Genomic DNA, 22883 nt, shown 5'->3' with positions numbered 1-22883 from the left:
CATGGCTGAATCCACCCTTGCCGCCGTCACCGACGCGGACTTCGCAGACCGCGTCCTCAACGCCGAGGGCCCCGTCCTCGTCGACTTCTGGGCCAGCTGGTGCGCACCGTGCCGCCAGCTCGCCCCGATCCTCGAGGAGATCGCCGCCGAGAAGGGCGACAAGCTCACGATTGTGAAGATGGACGCCGACGCCAACCCGGTCACCCCCGCGCAGTTCCGGGTCACCGGTCTGCCGACCATGAACCTGTACTACAAGGGCGAGGTCGTCCGCTCGATCGTGGGCGTCCGCCCCAAGAGCGCGATCCTCAAGGAGCTCGAGGAGCACACCGCGTAGCTCGCAACCCCACCGAAGAAGCCCGGCCCACCGCAAGGTGGGCCGGGCTTCTTCATATCACCATGTCCCCAAAGCACTTTGTCGACTTGTCGGCCCCCGCCCGCCGCCCCCGTCCGCCTGATTCCCAGGAGAACCTGGGAATCTGCCACCTCTACCAGGGCGCAACAGAGGAGACGTGACGGATTCCTGTCAGATGCGCTGCGACCAGCCGGCTGACGTCATTTGTCGGCCGCGCCCCGAGCTGCTGGATTCCCAGGAGAACCTGGGAATCTGTCACCCCTACCAGGGCGCAACAGAGGAGGGGTGACGGATTCCTGTCAGATGCGCTGCGACCCGCGCGGGCGTCGCTCTATCGATTTGTCGACTTGTCGCCTCGTCGATTTAGGACTTCGCGGGATCCATCATCGACACGATGCGCTCCAGGTCCTCCAGGGTCGCGAACTCGACAGTGATCTTGCCCTTGGAGCGGCCGAGATCGACCTTCACCCGGGTGTCGTAGCGCTCGGACAGGCGGCTCGCCAGGTCTGCCAGACGGGGGGCGGACACCTTGGGCGACTGCCGGGACGCAGGACGCTTCGGATCGTCCGGACCCACCGTGACGATCTCCTCCAGGGCACGGACCGAGAGGCCCTCCGCCACCACCCGGGTGGCCAGACGGTCCTGGATCTCCGGATTCGCGACGCTCACCAGAGCACGTGCGTGGCCCGCGGACAGCACGCCGGCTGCCACGCGACGCTGGACGGTGGGGGTGAGCTTCAGCAGGCGGAGCGTGTTGCTGATCTGCGGCCGGGAGCGACCGATCCGGTCGGCCAGCTCCTCGTGGGTGCACCCGAAGTCCTCCAGGAGCTGCTGGTAGGCCGACGCCTCCTCGAGGGGGTTCAGCTGGGAGCGGTGCAGGTTCTCCAGCAGGGCGTCGCGCAGGAGGTCCTCGTCGGAGGTGTCCCTGACAATCGCACCGATGGTCTCCAGGCCGGCCTTGCCGGTCGCCCGCCACCGCCGCTCGCCCATGATGAGCTCATAGCGGTCCTTGGCGACCTCGCGCACGACGACCGGCTGGAGCAGCCCGACCTCCTTGATCGAGTGCACCAGCTCGGACATGTGGTCCTCGTCGAACACCTGGCGCGGCTGGCGCGGGTTCGGGACGATCTGGTCCAGCGGGATCTCGGCGAACCGAGCACCCTCGATCTCCTGCAGCCCCGCGGCCTTGGCCTCGGCGGAGCTGGACGGGATGAGGGACTCGAGGCCTCGGCCCAGTCCACGGCGTGTGCTCATCGTGCCTTCGTTCCGGCCACCGCGATCTCGCGCGCGGCCTCGAGATAGGACAGCGCGCCCGAGGACGTGCTGTCGTACGTGATGACGGACTGCTGATAGCTCGGCGCCTCCGAGATGCGGACCGAGCGGGGGATCGGGGTGCTGATCACGATGTCACCGAAGTGGGAGCGGACCTCCTGCGCCACGCCGGCGGAGAGCCGGGTCCGTCCGTCGAACATCGTCAGCAGGATCGTGGTGATCTCGAGCTTGGGGTTCAGGTGGGATCGGATGAGGTCGATGTTGCGCACCAGCTGGCCCAGGCCCTCCAGCGCGTAGTACTCGCACTGGATCGGGATCAGCACCTCCCGGCCCGCCACCATCGCATTGACCGTCAGCAGTCCGAGCGAGGGAGGGCAGTCGATCAGGACGTAGTCGATGCGGTCCCCCGCCTGCTCCCGCGCACGCAGGTACGACTGCAGGGCGCGGTCGAGCCGCGACTCCCGGGCCACGAGCGACACAAGCTCGATCTCGGCACCCGCGAGGTCGATCGAGGCCGGCAGGACCGTGAGGCCCTCGATGTCAGGGCACGGCTGCACGAGCTCATGGAGGTCGGTGCCTTCGACGATCGCCTCGTAGACGCCCGGGGTGCCCTCGCTGTGCGGGATGTTCAGGGCCGTCGAGGCATTGCCCTGGGGGTCCAGGTCGACCACGAGGACCCGCAGCCCCTTCTGGGCCAGCGCGGCGGCCACGTTCACGGTCGTCGTCGTCTTGCCGACGCCGCCCTTCTGGTTCGCCACGACGAACACGCGCGTGTTGACAGGTCGGTCGAAGGTCGAGACCGCAGTCGCCCTGCGCAGCAGCGACACGTGCTCCTGCGCAGCAGCGGCCAGCGGAGTCGACTCGTCGTTGGACGGGACCGGGACGCTGTAGGACGAGGCCGCGGTCGGTGCACCCGAGCGGCGGTCCGCCTGGCGGGGCTGATCGCTCATGCTGTCCCCCTTGCTCGTTTCACGTGAAACATTGCTCACTTGGTGATCTCGACGACGGTCGTCGGCACGTCGCCATTCTCGTACGTCGTGACCACGATAGACGTCGCGCCGAGCCGGTGGAGAGTCGCCGTCGCGGTGGAGACCTCCTCTGCAGCCGAACGTCCCTTCATCGCCAGAAGGACGCCACCGGGTCGCACCAGCGGCATGCACCACCGGCCCAGCTTGTCGAGTCCGGCGACCGCACGAGCCGTCACCACGTCGTACGTCGCGTGGACCTCCTCCGCACGGGACCGCAGCACCTCGACGTTGTCGAGCCCCAGATCGGCGACGACCTCCTCCAAGAAGCTGGTGCGGCGCAATAGCGGCTCGATCAGCGTCATCTGGATGTCCGGGCGGGCGATGGCCCACACGAGCCCGGGCAGACCGGCCCCGGTGCCGACGTCGGCGACGGTAGCGCCCTGCGGCAGCCGGGGCGCCACGACGGCTGAGTTCATGATGTGGCGGTCCCAGATGCGGGGGACCTCCCGCGGACCGATCAGGCCCCGGACCACACCGTCGGTCGCCAGCGTGTGGGCATAGCGCTCCGCCAGGTCGAGTCGGGAAGCAAACACCCCCGCCGCGTGCGGCGGGGGTGTTTCACGTGAAACATCGGGAGTCTCCGACATCGGTGCTGCTACTCCCCACCCTCGTCGGCCACGGCCGCCGCCTCGGCCGCTGCGCCGTGCACCACGACATACCGGTGCGGCTCGACGCCGTCGGACGAGCTCGCGAGCCCAGCAGCAGCAACGGCGTCGTGGACGACCTTGCGCTCGAACGGGTTCATCGGGTCCAGGGAGACCGAGGCCTCGCCGGCGTTGACCTTGTCGATCGCCTCACCGGCGATGGCCGCCAGCTCGGCCTTGCGAGCCGCACGGTAGCCGGCCACGTCGAGCATGAGGCGGCTGCGCTCGCCGGTCTCGCGGTACACCGCCAGGCGGGTCAGCTCCTGCAGGGCGTCCAGCACCTCACCGTCCCGGCCCACCAGGTGGTCGAGGTTGCCCCCGACCACGGCGACCGCGGCACGGTCGCCGTCGACGTCCATGTCGATGTCACCGTCGAGGTCGGCGATGTCCAGCAGCCCCTCGAGGAAGTCGGCGGCGATGTCGCCCTCGTTCTCGAGCTTCGACGCGTCACTCATGAGTGGCCGCCTTTCTTCGGGTTCTTGTTCTTGGTGGACGGTGGGTTCGCGGTGATGTCCGGCTTCTTCTTCGGCTGCTTGGCCGGAGCCTTCTGTCCCGCAGGCTTCTTGGTGGGGGACTTGGGCTGCTGCGCGGGTTTCTTGCGCTGGCTGCGCGGCTGGTTCTTCGGCTGGGCACGGGGGGCCGGCTTGGGCGCCTCGACGGGCTCGATCTTCATCGGGTCATCGGCGACGGTCTTGCCGCGCTTCCTGTCGCGCTCCTGCTTGGCCTTGAACGCCGGGGTGCCGGGCGCGGGGTTGTTGCGGATCACGTAGAACTGCTGGCCCATGGTCCAGAAGTTCGAGGTCGTCCAGTAGAAGAGGACACCGAGCGGGAAGGCCACGCCACCGACCGCGAAGACCACGGGGAGGATGTACAGCAGCATCTTCTGCTGCTGGGCGTACTGGCCCGTCATCGCGTCCGCGGGCATGTTCTTGCTCATGAGCTGTCGCTGCGTCGTGAACTGGGTCGCGCACATGATGAGCACCAGCGACATCGTGAGGATCTTCGTCTCGATCGCATCGCTCTTCAAGAAGGTGTCGGCAATCTGCGCCCCTAGCAGCTTTGCACCCTGCAACTGCTCGGCGTTCTCCGCCGTCATGAAGCCGCGGGCGCCCTCGGCACCGTTACGAGCGGCCTGGTCGATGACCCGGAACAACGCGAAGAAGATCGGCATCTGCAGTATCAGCGGCAAGCACGAGGCGAACGGGTTGGTGCCCGTCTCCTTCCAGAGCTTCATCTGCTCCTGGGTGAGGCGCTCCCGGTCATGCTTGTATTTTTGCTGCAATGCCTTGATCTGCGGCTGCAACAGCTGCATGTTGCGGCTGGACTTGATCTGCTTGACGAACAGCGGGATCAGCAGAGTACGGATCGTGATCGTCAGACCGATGATCGACAACACCCAGGTCCACCCGGAGTCACCAGACATCCCGAGGGTCTCGAAGATCTTGTGCCAGACCAGCAGGATCCCGGACACCGCGTAGTACAGCGGCGTCATGATCGCGCCACCGATGTCGCCTAGGAAGCCGAACATTCTTCTCCTCTGTGTGACTGCGGAACCGGGTCGTAACCGCCCGAGCTCCACGGATGGCATCGCAGGACGCGACGAACGGCGAGCCAGGTGCCGCGGAGGGCACCATGAGTCTCCACGGCCTGCAAAGCGTAGGCCGAACAGGTCGGATGGTACTTGCAGACCTGCCCGTACAGGGGACTGATCGCGAAGCGATACCCCTTCAGGAGCCAGATCAGCAGGGTCTTCATGGGCGCACGGACCTCATCGGGCACCCGCTCGCGCGAGTGCCGCGTCGAGGTGCTGGGCCAGGGTCGCCGAGCTGGAGCCGTTGGACGCGGGCAGTGCACGTACGACAACGCGCGAGCCGGGGGGCACGATGCCCACCCGCTCGCGCATGAGGTGCCGCAGCTGCCGCTTGACGCGGTTGCGGTCCACCGCCGAACCCACTGCCTTGCTCACGACGAAACCGACGGACGTGGGTCCGTCGGTCTCTGCAACGCTGGATCTGGGCAGGACATGGGTGACCAGGGTCGGCTGCACACCCTTGGCGCCACGACGGATCGTGCGCCGGAAGTCCTCCCCGCTGCGCATGCGTTGACTGCGCGCGAGCAACGGCTCAGGCAGACAGCTTGGCGCGACCCTTGCGGCGACGGTCACCGAGGATCGCGCGGCCGGCGCGGGTGCGCATGCGGAGACGGAAGCCGTGCTTCTTGGCGCGGCGACGGTTGTTCGGCTGGAAGGTGCGCTTGCTCACGATGCTGTCCTTAGTGACGTAAGAATCATGGTTCTCGGATGGGCCGGTCGACGGCCACCGCTCGCCCACGACCAGGGGTGTCATGGGCACGCGGCGGGAGTCGTTCTGGGACGACCACACAACGGTACGGGGGCACCAGACGCGGGTCAAACTGACTCCCTACGCCCCATTGTCCTCCCGGTCCAGACGACACGCCGAGAGCGGGGTGCGTGGCTGGGGAATTTCGCTTGTACGGCCATGGCACCGGCTGCTAGCGTCACGGCGGTATCGAGTTTTCCACAGATGCAGCCGATATCCTCGGCTCCGCATTCACACATTGTGGAAAAGCATGTGGACGTGTCGGGAGGCATTGGATGAACGACGGCCTGGGAGCCAGCGCAGAGCAACATCTCGCGGAGATCTGGCAGCGGGCGGTCGACACCCTCTCCCCGGGGGCGAAGGTCTGGGTCTACTCGGCCAAGCCGCTCACGCTGCACAACAACATCCTCATCGTCGCGGTGCAGGACGACCTGACCCGGGCACAGCTCGAGTCGCGCGTGCGCCCCGCACTCGAGCACGCGATCAGCATGGCGCTGCAACAGGAGACCCGCCTCGTCGTCACGATCGAGCCCGGACTGTCCGAGTCGCTTCATCAACAAGACGACATGTCGACAAAGGGACCGGTGACGTACGCGACCGACCCGTACCGCCGGGAAGCCTCCTACGGTCAGGAGGCGGAGCCCGACGACGACGAGGACGACGACAGCGACGAGTTCGTCCCGAGCTGGGCCGAGCGCAAGACGAGCCCGCCCCGGATCGGCACCGTCGCCGAGGCACGGCTCAACCCCCGCTACCTGTTCGAGAACTTCGTGATCGGATCGTCCAACCGGTTCGCCCACGCTGCGGCCGTCGCGGTCGCCGAGGCCCCAGGCAAGGCGTACAACCCGCTCGTCATCCACGGCGAGTCCGGACTGGGCAAGACCCACCTGCTCCACGCGATCGGTCACTACGTCCTCAATCTCTATCCCTCCTCGCGTGTGCGCTACGTCAACAGCGAGGAGTTCACCAACGACGTCATCAACGCGATCCGCGAGAACCGCACCGCGGCGCTCAAGCGCAAATATCGCGAGATCGACGTCCTGCTGGTCGACGACATCCAGTTCCTGGAGGGCAAGGAGTCGACGCAGACCGAGTTCTTCCACACGTTCAACGCCCTGCACAACGAGAACAAGCAGATCGTCATGACGTCGGACCGCCCGCCCAAGAACCTGACGACCCTCGAGGACCGCCTCCGCAACCGCTTCGAGTGGGGCCTGACGACCGACGTGCAGCCCCCCGACCTGGAGACCCGTATCGCGATCCTTCGCAAGAAGGCCGCGAACGAGAAGCTCACGGCGCCGGCGGACGTGCTCGAGTTCATCGCCAGCAAGGTGCAGACCAACATCCGTGAGCTCGAGGGCGCACTGATCCGCGCCACGGCGTTCGCCAACCTCAACGGCACCACCGTCGACCTGCAGCTCGCGCAGATCGTGCTGAAGGACCTCATCGCCGAGGGTGAGGAGCCCGACATCACCGCGGGCATGATCATGGCGCAGACCGCGGCCTACTCCGAGTTCTCGATCGACGACCTGTGCAGCACCAACCGCAGCCGCAACCTCGTCCTCGCCCGCCAGATCGCGATGTACCTGTGCCGTGAGCTCACCGACATGTCGCTGCCCAAGATCGGTCAGGAGTTCGGCAACCGCGATCACACCACCGTGATGCACGCGGATCGCAAGATCCGCAAGCTCATGGCGGAGAAGCACGCGGTCTACAACCAGGTCACCGAGCTCACCGCCCGCATCAAGCAGCAGGCACGCCAGTCATGATCATTCACACCTGGGGATGGGCCTGTGGGAAACCCCACGAGTCACGTGGACATCACACGTCTCGGTGTGAACACGTTGTGAATGCCCGGCCGACATCCACAGGTTCTTGTAGTTTCACCGTCGCCAGCCGCACATGTTGTCCACCGGCCGTCGTCCCGCCGTCGCAGCGCGGATCAGCGTTGTCCACCGAGTCCACAGACGCTACTACGACTACTACTCTTCTATACTTCGACAACTCCAGCGGAAGTCACGTCGAGCCCTGTGTGTGGACGACCGATCCGGCTCTTCCCCTGAATGTCTCATCGCCCTCGTGCCGTGGCAGGATGCAACACGACGGCTCCCGTCCCCGGAAAGGCACCAACACGTGAAGTTCCGCATCGAGCGCGACACCCTCGCCGACGCTGTCGCCTGGACAGCGCGCAGCCTGCCCAACCGGCCGAGCGTCCCGGTCCTCGCCGGCCTCCTGGTCGAGACGGCTGCGGACGGATTGACCCTCTCCGGATTCGACTACGAGACGTCCACGCGCGCGACGCTCCCGGCCGAGGTCAGTGCTGACGGCCGCGCCCTGGTGTCGGGCCGACTCCTCGCGGAGATCGTGAAGTCGCTGCCGGCCAAGCCGGTCGACATCTCGCTCGAGGGCACCAAGGTTCAGGTGGTGTGCGGCAGTGCCCGTTTCAGCCTGCAGACCATGCCGGTCGAGGAGTATCCCCAGCTCCCCGAGATGCCCACCGCCACCGGCACGGTCAAGTCCGAGGACTTCTCCACAGCCGTCGCCCAGGCGAGCGCAGCAGCCGGACGCGACGAGATGCTCCCGCTGCTGACCGGCGTACGCCTCGAGCTCGAGGGCTCGACGATCTCGCTCATGGCGACCGACCGCTTCCGCGCGAGCCTGCGCGATCTGCAGTGGTACCCCGAGGCCAGCGACCTGTCGGCCAACGCCCTCGTCCCCGCCCGGGTGCTCAACGAGACCGCCCGGTCGCTCACCGGCGGCGGCGACGTGACGATCGCGGTGTCCTCGGGCGAGTCCGGTGACGGCCTCATCGGCTTCGAGGGAGTCGTCGGCAACGGCACGCGCCGCACCACGACGCGCCTGCTCGAGGGCGACTTCCCCCGCGTCCGCCAGCTGTTCCAGGCAGCTGCCGAGACGGTCGCGTACGTCCAGACCCAGGCCTTCGTCGACTCGGTCAAGCGCGTGGCGCTCGTCGCCGAGCGCAACACCCCCGTCCGGCTGACCTTCTCGGACGGACAGCTGCTGCTCGAGGCGGGCAGCGGCGACGAGGCGCAGGCCTCGGAGTCGATCGAGGCCACGATCAACGGAGCCGACATCTCGATCGGCTTCAACCCCACCTACCTGCTCGAGGGACTGGCGGTCATGTCCGATCCGGTCGTGCACCTGTCCTTCACGCAGCACACCAAGCCTGCAGCGATCTCGGGAGTCCAGGAGATCGGGGCCGACCCCGACGTCGCGTTCCGCTACCTGATCATGCCCGTCCGGCTGCAGAGCTGACGCGACCGCATCACCGGCAGAGGGAGCACGCCATGGACATCGGACTCGTGGGACTGGGCAAGATGGGCGGCAACATGCGTACGCGCATGCGCAACGGCGGCATCACAGTCGTCGGCTACGACCGCAACCCGGACATCAGCGACGTGGGCTCGCTGTCCGAGCTCGTGGAGCAGCTTCCGTCCCCCAAGGTCGTGTGGGTCATGGTGCCCGCAGGCGACATCACCCGTTCGACCGTCGAGGAGCTCATCGAGCTGCTCGGCGAGGGCGACGTCATCGTCGACGGCGGCAACTCCCGTTGGACCGATGATGAGAAGCACGCTGCGCTCGCGGCCGAGAAGGGCATCGGCTACGTCGACTGCGGCGTGAGCGGTGGCGTCTGGGGACTCGACAACGGCTACGCGTTGATGGCCGGCGGTACCGCCGACGACATCGCCAAGGTGCAGCCCGCGTTCGACGCGCTCAAGCCCGAGGGCGAGTCCGGCTTCGTCCACGCGGGACGTGTCGGCGCAGGTCACTTCTCCAAGATGGTCCACAACGGCATCGAGTACGCCATGATGCAGGCGTACGCCGAGGGCTATGAGCTGCTCGAGAAGGTCGACATGGTCGACAACGTCACCGCGGTCTTCGACTCGTGGCGCGAGGGCACGGTCGTCCGTTCGTGGCTGCTCGACCTGCTCGTCATCGCGCTCGAGGACGATCCGGGACTGTCCAAGGTGCGTGGCTACGCCGAGGACTCCGGCGAGGGCCGCTGGACCGTCGAGGCGGCGATCGACAACGCCGTCCCGATGCACACGATCGCCGCGTCGCTGTTCGCCCGCTTCACCTCGCGCCAGGACGAGTCGCCCGCGATGCAGGCGGTCGCGGCGATGCGCCAGCAGTTCGGCGGCCACGCCGTGCGTGCTGCCGAGGAGAAGGGGATCGACGCGGCTGCGGCCGATCCCTCGGACCCCGTCTAGGCGTGCACGTCACCCGTCTGGCCCTCCACGACTTCCGGTCGTACGCCGAGATCGAGATCGTGATGGAGCCCGGGGCGACGGCGTTCATCGGCTCCAACGGCCAGGGCAAGACCAATCTGGTCGAGGCGATCGACTACCTCTCGCGGCTGGACTCGCACCGGGTGTCCGGCGACGGTCCGCTCGTCCGCGCGGGCGCCGAGCAGGCGATCGTCCGTGCCGACGTCGTCAAGGGTGATCGGACCGCGCTGCTCGAGCTCGAGATCACGCCCGGTCGAGCCAACCGGGCCCGCATCAACCGCGGAGCGTTGCCGCGCACGCGGGATCTGGTCGGCGTGCTCCGCACGGTGATCTTCTCGCCCGAGGACCTCGCGCTGGTCAAGGGCGATCCTTCCGACCGCCGCCGGTTCCTGGACTCTCTCCTGGTGCTGCGGACCCCGAGGCTCGCGGGGGTCAAGGCCGACTACGAGCGGGTGCTCAAGCAGCGCAACACGTTGCTGAAGTCGGCCCGTGGCCGGCGCAACGTCGAGATCGCAACCCTCGACATCTGGGACGAGAACCTCGCGCGCACGGGCGCCGAGCTCGTGGCGTCCCGGCTGCTGCTCCTCGATGCCCTCGCACCGCACCTCAGCGACGCGTACCGGCGGGTCGCCGCTGAGTCGGCCGCGGACCGGCGCGACGTCACGGCGATCTACCGGCCGTCGGTCGATCTCGACCCGGACCTGCGTGATCAGCAGGCCATCGAGCAGCGCCTGCTCGAGGAGATCGCCAGGCGGCGAGGCGACGAGCTCGACCGCGGGATCAGCCTGGTCGGACCGCACCGGGACGAGGTCGTCCTGACGATCGGGGAGCTGCCCGCGAAGGGCTATGCGAGCCACGGCGAGTCGTGGTCGTACGCCCTGGCACTCAAGCTGGCGTCGTTCGAGCTGCTGAGGGACGATGATGACGATCCCGTGCTGATCCTCGATGACGTCTTCGCCGAGCTCGACCAGGGACGCCGGCAGCAGCTGGCCGAGCTGGTGGGCGACGCGGAGCAGGTGCTGGTCACCGCCGCCGTCGCGGACGACGTGCCCGAGGCGCTGCGGGGCCATCGGTTCCGTGTGGCAGGAGGTGAGGTCGTCCGTGAGTGAGAACGACGATGCACTCGACCTCGCGCGCCAGATCGCCCGGTCGTACCAGGGCAAGGGCGTCCCGGGTGCTTCCGGTCCGCGCCGCCGCTCCCGGCCGGTCAAGCCGTCCCGCGGCAAGAACGAGGATCCGTCGACCATCGCGGACCTGATGGGTCAGGTCGTGCAGAACCAGGGCTGGACCGACAAGCTCGAGGACCAGCGCATCTTCACCGACTGGGCGCGCATCGTGGGACCCGAGGTGGCGCAGCACGCCCAGATCGAGGGCTATGACGATGCGATCGTGCACGTGCGGGCCAGCTCGACCGCGTGGGCGACCCAGCTGAAGCTGCTCGCCCCGCGCATCGTGGCCAAGCTCAACGAGGATCTCGGCGACGGGACGGTGCTGCGCATCGAGGTCCGCGGTCCGCAGGCCCCGTCGTGGAAGAAGGGGCCGCGCTCGATCCGGGGTGCGCGCGGGCCCCGCGACACCTACGGCTGAGGACGACTCACTCGGCCGGGGAGACCGCGGACGCCGCCAGGACGAACACCACTGTCGCGGCGGTGACCGCGCCGAGCACCAGGCTGGCCTGGATGAAGCCGTCCCAGCCCATGACCGGGCGCACACCCACCGCGACGAGGAACGCCAACGCTCCTGCGCACCCGATGACCGCGCCGATGAACGTCCCGGCGACCGAGCGGGCGGGGCCGTGGACGAAGAAGGCAACCGTGGCGGTCCAGGTCAGGCTCACCGCGAGGGCCGCGAGGACGTCGGCCGGCCGGTGCCAGCCCGCAACGACGGTCGAGGCGCCGGTCAGCGTGGTGGCGAAGCCGCCCGCCGCGGCGAGGAACGGACGGGTCAGGCGCGGCGCGACCAGCAGCGCGGCCCCGACCGAGCTCGCGACGACGGTGGTGTGCCCGCTCGGCAGGCTGTTGAGCGTGCCGAGGCCGAGATCGGGGCGGTCGAGGATCGTGTGCTTGAGGACCTGGGTCGTGACGTTCGAGCCGGCGATCACGACGACTGCGGCCAGGGCGAGGGTCGCCCTGCCGCGCAGCAGCGCGACCAGTGCGCAGCCCACGACCACGATCACGATCGCGCCGATCGACACGTAGCCCAGCACGCTCAGCACCGTGAGCTGTGCGTCCCGGCCGCCGACCACCGTGTCCATCGCGGAGTCGTCCCACCCCTGTCCCCGCGCGGAGTGCAGGGCCACGACCACCAGCGCGACGAGCGATGCCGCGCCGGCGAGTGCTGTGACGGCTGCTGTGCGCGCGGTGTCGCGGCCCGTCGACAAGGTGGTCATCCCCCTACGATGCACGATGGAATGAAAAGGTTGGTCACGGCGGCTTCCGTGAACGGGCACAGAACCGTTTCGGGGACCTGATGCCCTACAGGATCTTGGAGCCGCCCCTGACGTTTCGTCAAAGCCGCCGTTCTGTGCCTCTCAGGGGCACCGCAGCAGCGCGACTCGCCGTCCCAGAACTGTGGGCAAGCCGTGAGACGCACGACATGCCCCGTATACTGGTGCAGTGAGCCAAACTCCAGATCCTGCAGCCTCGTACGACGCCAGCAACATCCAGGTCCTCGAAGGTCTGGACGCGGTACGCAAGCGGCCGGGCATGTACATCGGGTCCACCGGGGAGCGCGGACTCCACCACCTGGTCTACGAGGTCGTGGACAACTCGGTGGACGAGGCACTCGCCGGGTACGCGACCCACATCCGGGTCGTGATGCAGGCCGACGGTGGCATCCGGGTCGAGGACGACGGCCGCGGCATCCCGGTCGACGAGCACCCCACCGAGAAGATCCCGGCCGTGACGCTGGTCCTCACCTCGCTGCACGCAGGCGGCAAGTTCGGCGGCGGCGGATACAAGGTCTCCGGCGGACTCCACGGCGTCGGTGTGTCCGTGGTCAACGCTTTGTCGACAAAGCTATATGTCGAGGTGAAGCGCGACGGCTACCGCTGGACGCAGTCCTTCACGTACGGCGCGCCCGACGGGCCGCTGGAGCGGCACGAGGCGACCGACGAGACCGGCACCACCACGACGTTCTATGCCAGCGCCGACATCTTCGAGACCGTCGACTACAGCTATGCGACGCTGGAGAAGCGCTTCCGCGAGATGGCGTTCCTCAACAAGGGGCTCGAGCTCGTCCTTCGTGACGACCGTCCCGACACCGACGAGGCCGAGGGGCCCAAGGGCGAGGACCGTCCCCGCGACGCGCGCTTCCGCTTCGACAAGGGCCTGGTCGACTACGTCGACCACATCAACGTCGGCAGCAAGGCGCCGATCCACAAGGACGTCATCTCGATCGAGTCCGAGGACGAGTCCAAGGGACTCTCGCTCGAGATCGCGATGCAGTGGAACGACAGCTTCGTGGAGTCCGTGCACTCGTTCGCCAACACGATCAACACGCACGAGGGCGGCACCCACGAGGAGGGCTTCCGTTCGGCGCTGACCGCGACGGTCAACAAGTTCGCGACGGCGCAGGGCCTGATCAAGAAGGCCAGCGACAACCTCTCGGGCGAGGACATCCGCGAAGGGCTCACGGCGATCATCTCGATCAAGCTCGAGGAGCCGCAGTTCGAGGGTCAGACCAAGACCAAGCTCGGCAACAGCGAGGCCAAGTCGTTCGTGCAGTCGGTCCTCAACGAGGAGCTCGGCGCGTGGTTCGAGCAGAACCCTGCGGAGGGCAAGACGATCGTCCGCAAGTCGATCGACGCCGCGACCGCCCGGATGGCGGCCCGCAAGGCACGCGACCTCGCCCGCAACCGCAAGGGCCTCATGGGCGGCGGTGGCCTCCCGGGCAAGCTGGCCGACTGCCAGTCGCGCAATCCCGAGGAGTGCGAGATCTTCATCGTGGAGGGCAACTCGGCCGGCGGCTCGGCCAAGGGTGGCCGCGATCCGTACGCGCAGGCGATCCTGCCGCTGCGAGGCAAGATCCTCAACGTCGAGAAGGCGCGCATCGACAAGATCCTGCAGAACGCCGAGGTCCAGGCGATCATCTCGGCGCTCGGCACGGGCGTCCACGAGGACTTCGACATCGCCAAGCTGCGCTATCACAAGATCGTGCTGATGGCCGATGCCGACGTCGACGGCCAGCACATCTCGACGCTGCTGCTGACGCTGCTGTTCCGCTTCATGAAGCCGCTGATCGACGCCGGCCACGTGTACCTCGCGATGCCGCCGCTGTACAAGATCAAGTGGACCAACGCTCCGCACGAGCTGGCCTACTCCGACGCCGAGCGCGACGGCCTGCTGGCGGCGGGCAAGGAGGCCGGCCACCGGCTCCCCAAGGAGGCACCGGTCCAGCGCTACAAGGGCCTCGGCGAGATGAACGACTCCGAGCTCTGGGACACCACGATGGACCCGGCCCAGCGCGTGCTGCGCCAGGTGACCCTCGGAGACGGTGCGGTCGCGGACGAGATGTTCACGATCCTCATGGGCGAGGACGTCGAGCAGCGGCGCACGTTCATCCAGCAGAACGCCAAAGACGTCCGCTTCCTCGACATCTGACCTGACAGGACACACAGATGACTGACACCACCCCGCCCGAGCACGACCGGATCGAGCGCGTCGAGCTGCAGGTCGAGATGCAGCGCTCCTATATCGACTACGCCATGAGCGTGATCGTGTCGCGAGCCCTGCCCGACGTGCGCGACGGCCTCAAGCCGGTGCACCGTCGCGTGCTCTACGCGATGTACGACGGCGGCTACCGCCCTGATCGCGGCTTCTCCAAGTGCAGCCGCATCGTCGGTGACGTGATGGGTCAGTACCACCCGCACGGCGACACCGCGATCTACGACACCCTCGTCCGCCTGGCCCAGCCGTGGGTCATGCGCGCGCCGATGATCGCGGGCCAGGGCAACTTCGGCTCGCCGGGCAACGACGGTGCGGCCGCGATGCGCTACACCGAGTGCAAGCTGGCTCCCATCGCGATGGAGATGGTGCGCGACATCGACAAGAACACCGTCGACTTCCGCCCCAACTACGACGGCCGCTCGCAGGAGCCCACCGTCCTGCCGGCGCGCTTCCCCAACCTGCTGGTCAACGGATCGGCCGGCATCGCGGTCGGCATGGCGACCAACATCCCGCCGCACAACCTCCGCGAGGTCGCCGAGGGCGCGCAGTGGGCGCTGGCCAACCCCGATGCGTCCCAGGAGGAGCTCCTCGAGGCGCTCATGGAGCGCATCAAGGGCCCCGACTTCCCGACCAACGGGCTCATCGTCGGCACGCAGGGCATCGACAACATGTACCGCACGGGTCGCGGCTCGATCCAGATGCGCGGCATCGTCGACATCGAGGAGGATCCCAAGGGCGGCCTGAGCCTCGTCATCAAGGAGCTGCCCTACCAGGTCAACCCCGACAACCTCGCCGAGAAGATCGCCGACCTGGCCATCAGCGGACGCGTCCAGGGCATCGCCGACGTGAACGACGAGTCGTCCTCACGGGTCGGCCGCCGTCTGGTCGTCAAGCTCCGTCGTGACGCGGTCGCGCGGGTCGTGCTCAACAACCTCTACAAGCACACCGAGCTGCAGTCCAACTTCAGCGCCAACATGCTCGCGATCGTCGACGACGTGCCGCGCACGCTGACGCTCGACGGATTCATCAGCAACTGGATCACCCACCAGATCGAGGTCATCCAGCGGCGGACCCAGTACCTCCTGGACGAGGCAGAGGCCAAGGCGCACATCTACCGCGGCCTGGCCAAGGCACTCGACGCGCTCGACGACGTGATCGCGTTGATCCGCCGCAGCCCCACGGTCGCCGAGGCCCGCACCGGGCTGATCGAGCTGCTGGACATCGACGAGCTGCAGGCCGACGCGATCCTGGAGATGCAGCTGCGCCGCCTCGCGGCCCTCGAGCGGCAGAAGATCATGGACGAGCTCGCCAAGCTCGAGCTCGAGATCGCCGACTACCAGGACATCCTGGCCAGGCCCGAGCGCCAGCGCCAGATCGTGTCCGACGAGCTCGCGGAGATCGCAGAGAAGTACGGCGACGACCGGCGCTCCCCGATCGTCCCGGCCGACGGCGACCTGTCGATGGAGGACCTGATCCCCGACGAGGAGGTCGTGGTCACGATCACCCGGGGCGGGTACGCCAAGCGCACCAAGACCGAGCTCTACCGCGTCCAGAACCGCGGTGGCAAGGGAGTGCGCGGCGCAGCGCTGCGCGGCGACGACATGGTCGACCACATGTTCGCGACGACCAGCCACCACTGGATCTTGTTCTTCACGACGGCCGGGCGCGTCTACCGGGCCAAGGCCTACCAGCTGCCCGAGGCCGGGCGAGATGCGAAGGGCGGCCACGTCGCCGGGCTCCTGTCGTTCCAGCCGGACGAGCAGATCGCCCAGGTGCTGGCGATCCGCGACTACGAGCAGGCGCCCTACCTGGTCCTGGCGACCAAGAAGGGCCTGGTCAAGAAGACCCGCCTCGAGGACTACAACAGCCCGCGTCAGTCCGGCGTCATCGCGATCAACTTCCGCGACGACGACGACGAGCTGATCGGTGCCGAGCTGGTCACCCCCGACGACGACCTCCTGCTCATCTCGCGCAAGGCCCAGGCCATCCGCTTCCGGGCGGACGACGAGCAGCTGCGACCCATGGGCAGGGCGACGTCCGGCGTCACGGGCATGAAGTTCCGTGGCGACGACTCGCTGCTGTCGCTGTCGGTGATCCGCCGCTCCGCCGACGCGCTGGAGCAGGTCGAGGTGCCCGAGGCGGAGGACCTCTACGTGTTCACCGTGACCGACGGCGGATATGCCAAGAAGACGCCGATCGACCAGTACCGTTTGCAGGGACGTGGTGGACTGGGCATCAAGGCCATGCAGATCACCGAGAACCGCGGCGAGCTGGTCGGAGGCCTGGTGCTGGTCGACACGGACGATGTGATCTCCGTGACAGCCAGTGGTCAGGTGACGCGGAGCCTCGTATCCGGCGTCAATCCGACTGGCCGTGGCACGATGGGTGTGAGCTTCGTGAAGTTCAAGGGGGATGATCGTGTCGTGACCATTGCGCGCAACCACGAGGTGCTCCAGGACGAGGCCGTGACCGAGGTGACGTCGACCGACGAGGATCAGGACCAGTGACGGACGAATCAAAAGGCACCAGCCCCGCATCGGGCTCCGCCGTGCCCGGCTCCGCCGCCGGTGACGCTGCCCCCACCCAGGCGATCCCGCGGATCGCGAAACCTGCGGCCGGCAAGACCCCGGCAGCGCAGGGTTCCAAGCCTGCTGCCAAGAAGGCTCCCGCCAAGAACAAGGTGACCCCGCCCCCCGGCGGACAGACCGACAAGGGCCGTCCCCGCGACGTCGTCTCGCCGGCGACGTCCGCCAAGGACGATTCCGTGACGGGCAAGGTCGCCGACGCGCCGCCGCCCGGAGGACCCCAGGGTCGTACGTTGACGGCAGCCGACTACGCCCGGACCACCAAGCCGTCGCCGGCCACGACCGCGGTGATCCCCGCGGTCAAGGACGCACCCGGTGGCGGCTCCGCTGCGGCCCCGGCCAAGGACAAGAAGTCCCGTGCGCCCCAGATCAAGGCGTCGCCCGCACCTGCGGGCGGCACGGGCCGCCGCGCCAGCCTCCGGCTGACCCACGTCGAGCCGTGGTCGGTGACGCGTCTCGCGTTCGCGATCTCGGTCGCGCTGATGATCGTGGCCGTCGTGGCCTCGATGATCTTCTGGGTCGTCCTGAACTTCGTCGGCGTCTGGGACCAGATCAACGACTCGTTGACGACGGTGCTGAGCGACGACAGCTCGAGCTTCGACGTCAAGGACTACTTCGGCTTCGGTCGTTTCGTCGGCCTCACCCTGGTGCTGTCGGCGCTCAACGTCGTGCTCATGACGATCCTGGCCACCATCGGAGCGCATTTGTACAACCTCGCAGCGCAGCTCATGGGCGGCGTCGAGGTGACGTTCTCCGAGGAGAAGTAGGAACTGCCGACCCCGTGTGGGCCGGTGCGAAGCGGTGGGGTAGAGTTCATCGCTGTTGCGGGCGTATAGCTCAGCTTGGTTAGAGCGCTTCCCTGATAAGGAAGAGGTCCCAGGTTCAAGTCCTGGTACGCCCACTCAACGAGGAGGAATGCATGAAGAGGATCGTGGCCCTCGGGCTCGCGGTTGCTGGAGTCTTCTGGGCCCTCGGCAAGACGAAGAAGCAGGCCCCGGCCGACACATGGTCGGCGGGGACCGACAAGGTCTGACCCCGCAAGGGGCCGTGGCGCAATTGGTAGCGCACCTGCTTTGCAAGCAGGGGGTTAGGGGTTCGAGTCCCCTCGGCTCCACCCTCGAAACACCTCTGGCCCCGGCCAACCCATTCTTGGGTTGCCCGGGGCCTTTGTCGTTGTTCGGGCGTCCCGAGCCCCACGGTGGTCCTGCCACCGAAAGACCGCAAGATCGGCCCGATTCGGTGGAGAATCCACCGCCCCACCGAGGCGACGTCGGTTGTCCACAGCGTCCTCCGCGACCCCGCGGTTACGCACATGTGTGTACACACCTGTGGATAATTACATCGATGTGTTTCCGCAGGTCAGACGACAAAAACTGTCTCCACACGGCGTCCTGACGACACCTCCTCGTCCGCGTGCCGACCACCCGTGCGGGGCAGGTCGCCAGGGATCGCTCCTGAGCCCCTGATCGCTCGCGGGGAGCCGTCCGTACGTCCGGAGGCTCCGAACGCCCACAGGCGCCGCGTGGAGCGCGCTGGGGGGTGAGCCTGCGGTGGTGGCGCAACCGCCGGGCAGATAGCGTGGGCTGACCGCCGCAACGCACGAGGAGCACCGCATGCCCCAGACCGTCCGAGGAGTCGTCGCCCGCAGCAAGGGCGCACCCGTCACCGTCGAGAACATCGTCATCCCCGATCCAGGGCCCGGCGAGGCGGTCGTGGACATCTCCGCGTGCGGCGTCTGCCACACCGATCTGCACTACCGCGAGGGCGGCATCAACGACGAGTTCCCGTTCCTGCTCGGCCACGAGGCCGCCGGTGTCGTCGAGTCGGTCGGCGAGGGCGTCACGGACGTCGCACCGGGCGACTTCGTGGTGCTCAACTGGCGGGCCGTGTGTGGCAGCTGCCGGGCGTGCCTGCGCGGTCGGCCCTGGTACTGCTTCGACACCCACAACGCCAAGCAGAAGATGACCCTCGAGGACGGCACGGAGCTGTCGCCGGCCCTCGGCATCGGCGCGTTCGCGGACAAGACGCTCGTCGCGGCAGGCCAGTGCACCAAGGTGGACCCGAGCGCGTCACCCGCGGCCGTGGGCCTCCTGGGCTGCGGCGTCATGGCGGGTCTCGGCGCGGCGATCAACACCGGCAACGTGCAGCGCGGCGACTCCGTCGCGGTCATCGGCTGTGGAGGGGTCGGCAGCGCAGCCGTCGCCGGCGCCCGTCTGGCGAACGCGGCCAAGATCATCGCGATCGACCTCGACGACCGCAAGCTGGAGTGGGCCAAGGGCCTGGGCGCGACGCACACGATCAACGCCGGTGCGGGCGACGTCGTCGAGGCCATCCAGGCGCTGACCGACGGCCACGGCGCCGACGTCGTGATCGATGCGGTCGGTCGCCCCGAGACCTGGAAGCAGGCCTTCTACGGACGCGACCTGGCCGGCACCGTGGTGCTCGTCGGCGTGCCGACCCCCGAGATGCAGCTCGAGCTCCCGCTGCTCGACGTGTTCGGTCGCGGCGGATCGCTGAAGTCGAGCTGGTACGGCGACTGCCTGCCCTCGCGCGACTTCCCGATGCTGGTCGACCTGTACCAGCAGGGACGACTCGACCTCGACGCGTTCGTCACCGAGACGATCGGCATCGACGACGTCGAGGCCGCGTTCGCCAAGATGCACGAGGGCACCGTCCTGCGATCGGTGGTGCAGCTGTGAGCGCACGGATCCAGAAGGTCGTCACCTCGGGCCAGTTCTGCCTCGACGGCGGGAGCTGGGACGTCGACAACAACGTGTGGCTGGTCGGCGACGACGCCGAGGTGCTGGTCATCGACGCCCCGCACGACGCCGCAGCGATCCTCGACGCGATCGACGGCCGTACGGTCGTGGCGATCGTCCTGACCCACGGCCACAACGACCACATCAACGCCGCGGTCGAGCTGGGCCGGGCGACCGGGGCCCAGGTCTGGTTCCCCCCGGCCGACCGGATCCTGTGGGACGCCGAGCACGACTCGCCCCCGGACCAGGAGCTCCACAGTGGCGCGACCTTCGAGGTTGCGGGGACGACGCTTCGCGCGATCCCTACCCCTGGCCACTCGCCCGGCAGCACGTGCCTCTACGCGCCCGAACTCGGCGCGGTCTTCACCGGCGACACGCTGTTCAAGGGCGGTCCCGGTGCGACCGGTCGTTCCTACTCGGACTTCCCGACGATCATCGAGTCCATCCGCGATCGCCTCCTGCCGCTGCCCGACGAGACCGTCGTGCACACCGGGCACGGTGACGACACCACGATCGGCGACGAGGCACCTCACCTGCAGGAGTGGATCACCCGCGGTTCCTGACAGGTCAGGCCTTGCGGGGCCAGATGAGGTAGGCCAGGACGGCTCCGCCCACCGCCACGGCAGCGGCCACGAGCGGGGTCTTGTCCGCCTCCTTGGCGCGTGACTTGACGTCGAGCTTCGCGGCCAGCGCGTCGACGGTCTCGCCGAGGTGCTCGCGCGTCTCCGCGATCTCGGTCTCGAGCTCTGAGGTCATGATGTGCTCCCGTCCGTGCCGTGGGTTGCCGTGGCGATGTCCGCCTTGACGCTCTCGACGCGGGCCTGCGGTGCGTCGCCGACCTTGCTCACGCGTGCCTTGCCGATGAGCCCGGCGACAGCAGCAGCGACGAAGAGCACGACGGTCACGATGGCCGCCGCGATCCAGGGCTCGAGGCCCTCCGAGATCGCGAGGATGATCGTGGCGAGGAGGGTGCCGACGCCGTACAGGGCCAGCGTCCCCGCGACGCCGAACAGGCCTGCGCCGACTCCGAGGCGCTTGCCGCTCTCGGCAAGGTCCTGCTTCGCGAGCTGCATCTCGTCGCGGATCAGCTGCGAGATGTCCTCGGTCGCCTGCACGAGCAGCTGCCCGGTCGAGGCCTCGCCGGTCGGCGTGCGCTCCTCACTCACGAGGGGTTGCCGCCAAGGGGTGCCGTCGAGGTGTCGTCGACGGGAGGCTGGCCGTTCGAGCCGGAGGTCTTGTCCGCGACCTTGTCGGTGACCTTGGAGGCCACGTCGCTCGCGGTCGAGGCGACCTTGCTGCCGGCTTCGGATCCGGCGTGCTTGGCCTGGGTCTGGACGTCGTCCATCACGTCCTGGACCTTGGGGTTGTTCCACACGTTGGTGGCCTGGGTCTTGATCTGCTCGTAACGCTCACGTCCGGCGCGGGTGCCGAGGACGTAGCCGGCCGCGGCGGCGGCGATCAGGGTCAGCTTCTTCACCGTGGATCACTCCTGGTCTCTCAAGGGGTCTGGGACCTCGTCGTACCCCGATCGCCACCGCTGACACAGCAGTCGTGCGGGTGAGGCCGCCGATCGGAGCTTCAGGGTGACCGAACGACCGCTCGTGCGGGCCGTCTCGTGCGACTCCTCGAGCTGCTCACGGGCGAGCTCGCGCAGCTCGGCCATCTGGGGGGTCACCTCGGCGAGCGTCAGCTCGGTCTCGATGACATCGAGGTCCAGACCCCATACGTCCTCGAGGACCTGCCCGGCGGTCCGCGCGGGCTCCAGGTGATGGCGGTCTCCGCCGAGGGAGCGGATGTCAACCAGGCGACGATCGCCCAGCGGCTGGGCATCGACCGCACCGTGATGACCTGTCTCGTGGACGACCTGGAGAAGGCCGGCATGGTCGAGCGCCGGCCGGACCCCGCGGATCGCCGGGCCCGCCAGGTGGTCGTGACGGCGACGGGCCGGCGCGTGCTCACCGATGCGTCGAGCAGGATGGTGCAGATCGAGCGCACGGTGCTCGGCGCGTTGCCGGATGCGGACATCGAGACGTTCCGCCTCCTGCTGACCGTCAGTCGCCAGCAGGCGGTGCGCCGGCGCCCATTGCCCAGCGGATGCCCGTCGTGATGGCGATGCCGCTGGTCCGCACCGCGGTCGCCTCGACGATCGGCAGATAGGGCAGCCGCAGCGGGAGACGCGTCCACACCGGCATCATCGCGACGGCGGCGGCGGACAGCATCCCGTACGGTGCGCGGAGCGCGAGCGGCACAGGTGGGTGCACCAAGATGAACCGGGCGGCCCGGCGGGCCGCGGGCGTGCCCTTGAGCTCGGGCCGGTACGCGCGCATGAGCTCGTCGAGCTCGGCGACGGTCTCGGGCACGTCCACGGCACCCAGCGCCCGCGCGACGTGCGCGGTCTCGGCGACGTACGCATCGCGGCCGGCCGCGTCGAGGGGCCGCGCGCCGTACCGGTCGTGGGCGCGCAGGAAGCTGTCGACCTCGGCGATGTGCACCCACCGGATCAGGTGGGGGTCCGAGGCGGCGTACGGGCGGCCGTCGGGTGCGGTGCCGGTGATCCGGTCGTGGACCGACCGGACGATCGCGACGGCCCGATCGGCGTCCTCGATCGTGCCGAACGTCGTCTCGGCCAGGAACGTGCTGGTGCGCTGCAGCCGCCCCCACGGGTCGCCGCGATAGCCCGAGTGCTGGTCCACCGCAGCCATCGCGAGCGGGTGCAGCGACTGCAGCAGCAGGGCCCTCATGCCGCCGGTGAACATGGATGCGTCGCTGTGGACCCGCTGGATCGCGGAGTCGGAGGCGAATCGCCGCGGGCCCTGCGAGAAGTGGATGCGATCGCGTCGCGCGGGACCCTCGTCCCCCGCGATGCGGGCGAAGATCGTGTCGCCGACGCGGAGTCGGACCGAGTTGAACAGGTTCACCCTCCCCAGTGTGCACGCGTCCCGAAACCACACCAGCCCACATCTGCGGGCTTCTGCACCGTTTTCGGG

25 protein-coding genes and 2 tRNA genes are annotated in these 22883 nt (G+C 68.2%); 14 read left to right on the top strand and 13 right to left on the bottom strand.

The annotated features are described in order from the left end of the window. Window position 1 precedes the first annotated feature (1 nt). Complete coding sequence (gene trxA, locus GEV27_RS00590; RefSeq protein WP_153654884.1) at window positions 2-334, top strand: thioredoxin; 333 nt, start codon at window positions 2-4, stop codon at window positions 332-334. A 381-nt stretch (window positions 335-715) separates the two neighbouring features. Here the strand turns inward: trxA and GEV27_RS00585 are convergent, their stop codons facing one another. The 8 genes from GEV27_RS00585 to rpmH form a co-directional block, all read right to left on the bottom strand. Continuing rightward, complete coding sequence (locus GEV27_RS00585) at window positions 716-1606, bottom strand: ParB/RepB/Spo0J family partition protein (protein WP_153933207.1); 891 nt, start codon at window positions 1604-1606, stop codon at window positions 716-718. Further along, entirely contained in the window at window positions 1603-2574 is a 972-nt protein-coding gene (locus tag GEV27_RS00580) for a ParA family protein (RefSeq protein WP_153654886.1), read from the bottom strand. The genes GEV27_RS00585 and GEV27_RS00580 overlap by 4 nt, the downstream gene beginning before the upstream one ends. 35 nt (window positions 2575-2609) lie before the next feature. Then, complete coding sequence (rsmG, locus tag GEV27_RS00575) at window positions 2610-3185, bottom strand: 16S rRNA (guanine(527)-N(7))-methyltransferase RsmG (RefSeq protein ID WP_309221950.1); 576 nt, start codon at window positions 3183-3185, stop codon at window positions 2610-2612. A 62-nt stretch (window positions 3186-3247) separates the two neighbouring features. Next, the gene (locus tag GEV27_RS00570) at window positions 3248-3751 is read right to left on the bottom strand and encodes a R3H domain-containing nucleic acid-binding protein (RefSeq protein WP_153654888.1); all 504 of its coding nucleotides are present in this window, start codon (window positions 3749-3751) and stop codon (window positions 3248-3250) included. Next, a complete protein-coding gene (yidC, locus tag GEV27_RS00565; protein ID WP_153933205.1) occupies window positions 3748-4824 on the bottom strand; it encodes a membrane protein insertase YidC in 1077 nt (358 codons plus the stop codon). The genes GEV27_RS00570 and yidC overlap by 4 nt, the downstream gene beginning before the upstream one ends. Then, complete coding sequence (gene yidD, locus GEV27_RS00560; protein WP_153654890.1) at window positions 4809-5051, bottom strand: membrane protein insertion efficiency factor YidD; 243 nt, start codon at window positions 5049-5051, stop codon at window positions 4809-4811. The genes yidC and yidD overlap by 16 nt, the downstream gene beginning before the upstream one ends. Window positions 5052-5064: 13 nt before the next feature. Then, entirely contained in the window at window positions 5065-5460 is a 396-nt protein-coding gene (gene rnpA / locus GEV27_RS00555; protein ID WP_309221949.1) for a ribonuclease P protein component, read from the bottom strand. After that, on the bottom strand, window positions 5420-5557 hold the full coding sequence (rpmH, locus tag GEV27_RS00550) for a 50S ribosomal protein L34 (RefSeq protein WP_056289702.1): 138 nt from the start codon (window positions 5555-5557) through the stop codon (window positions 5420-5422). Before rpmH ends, rnpA begins: the two co-directional genes overlap by 41 nt. A gap of 353 nt (window positions 5558-5910) precedes the next feature. On the opposite strand from rpmH, the gene dnaA reads away from it, so the two are divergent. The 5 genes from dnaA (at window position 5911) to GEV27_RS00525 (ending at window position 11472) form a co-directional block, all read left to right on the top strand. Then, a complete protein-coding gene (dnaA, locus tag GEV27_RS00545; protein WP_153651205.1) occupies window positions 5911-7404 on the top strand; it encodes a chromosomal replication initiator protein DnaA in 1494 nt (497 codons plus the stop codon). A gap of 364 nt (window positions 7405-7768) precedes the next feature. Continuing rightward, window positions 7769-8911 (top strand): DNA polymerase III subunit beta, encoded by a 1143-nt coding sequence (gene dnaN / locus GEV27_RS00540; protein ID WP_153651206.1) that lies wholly within the window; start codon window positions 7769-7771, stop codon window positions 8909-8911. 32 nt (window positions 8912-8943) lie between these two features. Beyond that, window positions 8944-9867 (top strand): phosphogluconate dehydrogenase (NAD(+)-dependent, decarboxylating), encoded by a 924-nt coding sequence (gnd, locus tag GEV27_RS00535; RefSeq protein WP_153651207.1) that lies wholly within the window; start codon window positions 8944-8946, stop codon window positions 9865-9867. A gap of 2 nt (window positions 9868-9869) precedes the next feature. Beyond that, window positions 9870-10994: a DNA replication/repair protein RecF gene (gene recF, locus GEV27_RS00530; RefSeq protein WP_309221948.1), complete on the top strand. Its 1125-nt coding sequence runs from the start codon at window positions 9870-9872 to the stop codon at window positions 10992-10994. Further along, complete coding sequence (locus tag GEV27_RS00525; protein ID WP_243838828.1) at window positions 10987-11472, top strand: DUF721 domain-containing protein; 486 nt, start codon at window positions 10987-10989, stop codon at window positions 11470-11472. Before recF ends, GEV27_RS00525 begins: the two co-directional genes overlap by 8 nt. A gap of 7 nt (window positions 11473-11479) precedes the next feature. Here the strand turns inward: GEV27_RS00525 and GEV27_RS00520 are convergent, their stop codons facing one another. Further along, window positions 11480-12274, bottom strand: coding sequence for a phosphatase PAP2 family protein (locus tag GEV27_RS00520; RefSeq protein WP_153933203.1), 795 nt, complete (start codon window positions 12272-12274; stop codon window positions 11480-11482). A gap of 226 nt (window positions 12275-12500) precedes the next feature. Here GEV27_RS00520 and gyrB point away from each other — a divergent pair, with 226 nt between their 5' ends. The 7 genes from gyrB to GEV27_RS00485 all read left to right on the top strand — a co-directional run bounded on the left by gyrB (window position 12501) and on the right by GEV27_RS00485 (window position 20459). Further along, window positions 12501-14486 carry a DNA topoisomerase (ATP-hydrolyzing) subunit B gene (gyrB, locus tag GEV27_RS00515; RefSeq protein WP_309221947.1) on the top strand — a complete coding sequence of 662 codons (1986 nt, stop codon included), beginning with the start codon at window positions 12501-12503 and terminating at the stop codon, window positions 14484-14486. Between the two features lie 17 nt (window positions 14487-14503). After that, window positions 14504-17059, top strand: a complete 2556-nt coding sequence (gene gyrA, locus GEV27_RS00510; protein WP_153933202.1) for a DNA gyrase subunit A — start codon at window positions 14504-14506, stop codon at window positions 17057-17059. Beyond that, a complete protein-coding gene (locus GEV27_RS18165; RefSeq protein ID WP_309221946.1) occupies window positions 17056-17904 on the top strand; it encodes a DUF3566 domain-containing protein in 849 nt (282 codons plus the stop codon). Before gyrA ends, GEV27_RS18165 begins: the two co-directional genes overlap by 4 nt. 59 nt (window positions 17905-17963) lie before the next feature. Then, window positions 17964-18038: transfer RNA gene (locus GEV27_RS00500), tRNA-Ile, on the top strand. 140 nt (window positions 18039-18178) lie between these two features. Continuing rightward, window positions 18179-18251 (top strand) — tRNA-Ala (locus GEV27_RS00495). A gap of 499 nt (window positions 18252-18750) precedes the next feature. Next, window positions 18751-19836: an S-(hydroxymethyl)mycothiol dehydrogenase gene (locus tag GEV27_RS00490; RefSeq protein WP_153933201.1), complete on the top strand. Its 1086-nt coding sequence runs from the start codon at window positions 18751-18753 to the stop codon at window positions 19834-19836. Next, a complete protein-coding gene (locus tag GEV27_RS00485) occupies window positions 19833-20459 on the top strand; it encodes an MBL fold metallo-hydrolase (RefSeq protein WP_309221945.1) in 627 nt (208 codons plus the stop codon). The genes GEV27_RS00490 and GEV27_RS00485 overlap by 4 nt, the downstream gene beginning before the upstream one ends. A 4-nt stretch (window positions 20460-20463) precedes the next feature. Here GEV27_RS00485 and GEV27_RS00480 read toward each other — a convergent pair whose 3' ends face one another. The 3 genes from GEV27_RS00480 to GEV27_RS00470 are packed head-to-tail and all read right to left on the bottom strand — an operon-like array spanning window position 20464 to window position 21373. Then, on the bottom strand, window positions 20464-20652 hold the full coding sequence (locus GEV27_RS00480; protein WP_153651214.1) for a DUF3618 domain-containing protein: 189 nt from the start codon (window positions 20650-20652) through the stop codon (window positions 20464-20466). Further along, window positions 20649-21062, bottom strand: coding sequence for a phage holin family protein (locus tag GEV27_RS00475; RefSeq protein ID WP_153651215.1), 414 nt, complete (start codon window positions 21060-21062; stop codon window positions 20649-20651). The genes GEV27_RS00480 and GEV27_RS00475 overlap by 4 nt, the downstream gene beginning before the upstream one ends. Then, window positions 21059-21373: a YtxH domain-containing protein gene (locus tag GEV27_RS00470; protein ID WP_153651216.1), complete on the bottom strand. Its 315-nt coding sequence runs from the start codon at window positions 21371-21373 to the stop codon at window positions 21059-21061. Before GEV27_RS00470 ends, GEV27_RS00475 begins: the two co-directional genes overlap by 4 nt. A gap of 138 nt (window positions 21374-21511) precedes the next feature. Here GEV27_RS00470 and GEV27_RS00465 point away from each other — a divergent pair, with 138 nt between their 5' ends. Further along, window positions 21512-22003: a MarR family winged helix-turn-helix transcriptional regulator gene (locus GEV27_RS00465; RefSeq protein ID WP_153933200.1), complete on the top strand. Its 492-nt coding sequence runs from the start codon at window positions 21512-21514 to the stop codon at window positions 22001-22003. On the opposite strand, the gene GEV27_RS00460 is transcribed toward GEV27_RS00465, so the two are convergent. Beyond that, window positions 21948-22814, bottom strand: a complete 867-nt coding sequence (locus GEV27_RS00460) for an oxygenase MpaB family protein (RefSeq protein WP_309221944.1) — start codon at window positions 22812-22814, stop codon at window positions 21948-21950. The genes GEV27_RS00465 and GEV27_RS00460 overlap by 56 nt on opposite strands. Window positions 22815-22883: the final 69 nt, after the last annotated feature.

It is taken from the genome of Aeromicrobium sp. S22, assembly GCF_009661045.1.
Classification (GTDB): Bacteria; Actinomycetota; Actinomycetes; order Propionibacteriales; family Nocardioidaceae; genus Aeromicrobium; species Aeromicrobium yanjiei.
Note: the sequence above shows the minus strand (reverse complement) of the source record. Positions and strands in the feature narration are given on the sequence as shown.

What these genes read in the sequence shown, in the direction of transcription:
- trxA (WP_153654884.1), top strand. Translation starts at nt 2, where the DNA reads ATGGCTGAATCCACCCTTGCCGCCGTCACCGACGCGGACTTCGCAGAC.
- GEV27_RS00585 (WP_153933207.1), bottom strand. Translation starts at nt 1,606, where the DNA reads ATGAGCACACGCCGTGGACTGGGCCGAGGCCTCGAGTCCCTCATCCCG.
- GEV27_RS00580 (WP_153654886.1), bottom strand. Translation starts at nt 2,574, where the DNA reads ATGAGCGATCAGCCCCGCCAGGCGGACCGCCGCTCGGGTGCACCGACC.
- GEV27_RS00570 (WP_153654888.1), bottom strand. Translation starts at nt 3,751, where the DNA reads ATGAGTGACGCGTCGAAGCTCGAGAACGAGGGCGACATCGCCGCCGAC.
- yidC (WP_153933205.1), bottom strand. Translation starts at nt 4,824, where the DNA reads ATGTTCGGCTTCCTAGGCGACATCGGTGGCGCGATCATGACGCCGCTG.
- yidD (WP_153654890.1), bottom strand. Translation starts at nt 5,051, where the DNA reads ATGAAGACCCTGCTGATCTGGCTCCTGAAGGGGTATCGCTTCGCGATC.
- dnaA (WP_153651205.1), top strand. Translation starts at nt 5,911, where the DNA reads ATGAACGACGGCCTGGGAGCCAGCGCAGAGCAACATCTCGCGGAGATC.
- gnd (WP_153651207.1), top strand. Translation starts at nt 8,944, where the DNA reads ATGGACATCGGACTCGTGGGACTGGGCAAGATGGGCGGCAACATGCGT.
- GEV27_RS00520 (WP_153933203.1), bottom strand. Translation starts at nt 12,274, where the DNA reads ATGACCACCTTGTCGACGGGCCGCGACACCGCGCGCACAGCAGCCGTC.
- gyrA (WP_153933202.1), top strand. Translation starts at nt 14,504, where the DNA reads ATGACTGACACCACCCCGCCCGAGCACGACCGGATCGAGCGCGTCGAG.
- GEV27_RS00490 (WP_153933201.1), top strand. Translation starts at nt 18,751, where the DNA reads ATGCCCCAGACCGTCCGAGGAGTCGTCGCCCGCAGCAAGGGCGCACCC.
- GEV27_RS00480 (WP_153651214.1), bottom strand. Translation starts at nt 20,652, where the DNA reads ATGACCTCAGAGCTCGAGACCGAGATCGCGGAGACGCGCGAGCACCTC.